The organism is Roseivirga seohaensis subsp. aquiponti (assembly GCF_001267955.1).
Lineage (GTDB): Bacteria > Bacteroidota > Bacteroidia > Cytophagales > Cyclobacteriaceae > Roseivirga > Roseivirga seohaensis.
This window is the reverse complement of sequence record NZ_JSVA01000046.1, coordinates 1-1225: the sequence shown is the minus strand read 5'-3', so window position 1 is coordinate 1225 and position 1225 is coordinate 1. Positions and strand designations below refer to the sequence as shown.

The 1225-nt window shown below is 40.2% G+C and carries 2 protein-coding genes; both read left to right on the top strand.

The annotated features are described in order from the left end of the window. The first annotated feature begins 39 nt into the window (after nucleotides 1–39). Nucleotides 40–474 (top strand): helix-turn-helix domain-containing protein, encoded by a 435-nt coding sequence (locus tag OB69_RS18150; protein ID WP_053225171.1) that lies wholly within the window; start codon nucleotides 40–42, stop codon nucleotides 472–474. Between the two features lie 14 nt (nucleotides 475–488). Beyond that, the coding region (locus OB69_RS18145) for an IS3 family transposase (RefSeq protein WP_053225170.1) at nucleotides 489–1225 on the top strand (737 nt) is incomplete at its 3' end.

Below are 1225 nucleotides of genomic sequence, written 5' to 3'. Positions count from 1 at the left end.
TGTCCCGTCCTGAAATAGCGTTACACAAAAAGTAATGTTATGAAAGAAGACAATGAAAGAGAGTATGTTAAGCGTACACAGCGAGACTACAGTTACGCTTTTAAATTGAGTGTAGTAAAAGAGATTGAAAACGGAGAATTAGGAATAAAAGCCGCAGCAAGGAAGTACGGTATTCAGTCCCATTCGACTGTAACCAATTGGCTGAGAAAATTTGGTAGCTTTGATTGGGTGAACAAATCAACAATGCAGATGCCTAAATCAAAGGATCAACGACTTTTAGAACTAGAGCAGAAAGTGCTTTTACTTGAAAAGCAGAAAAAGGAACTTGAAAAGCGAGTCGAAACATCAGACAAGAAGGTGATTTTCTTTGATATGATGATAGATATCGCTGAAGAGGAGTTTAAAATCCCTATCAGAAAAAAGTCTTTACCCGAACAGTTGATCGCTTCAAAGTCGAGCAAAAAGAAGGCTTAACGGCCACCTGTAGGTTGTTCGGGGTCAATAGACAGGTTTATTACCGAAGTATAAATAGAGAAAGAAATAGGCAGCAAATAGCCACTGAAGTGGTGGCTATGGTCGAGCAAGTCCGGATGAGAATGCCTCGTTTGGGCACAAGGAAGCTATATCACCTTCTAGAGGAAAGGCTAAGTCCTCTTGGGGTGGGTAGGGACAGATTATTTGCTATCATGAAGGCCAATAACCTTCAAATTACTCCTAAAAGACAATACCACATTACAACAGACTCTCACCATCGTTTCAGGAAACATAAAAACCTGATCGAATCATTAGAGATCAATAGGCCTGAACAGGTTTGGGTATCTGATATTACCTATATCGGCACCAGAGTCAACCCAATGTACTTGTCGTTGGTCACTGATGCTTATTCAAAAACAATAATGGGCTTCAATGTATCAAAGAGTCTAGACGCATCAGGAGTTGTGCCTGCAATGGAACAAGCACTTGAAAAGCGCATATACCCTGAGCAGAGGCTTATTCACCATTCCGACAGAGGTTTGCAATATTGCTGTGACGCCTATCAGGAGCTGCTCAGTAAACACCAAGTAGCTTGCAGTATGACTGAAAGTTATGATCCTTATCAAAACGCAGTTGCTGAAAGAATCAATGGAATATTGAAACATGAATTTATATTGGGCATTACAACGAGTGATCTAAAGCTCATGCAGAAACTTATCGACCAGTCTGTCTATATATACAATGAAGAAAG

Coding starts and splice junctions, on each gene's coding strand:
- OB69_RS18150 (WP_053225171.1), top strand. CDS start 40: ATGAAAGAAGACAATGAAAGAGAGTATGTTAAGCGTACACAGCGAGAC.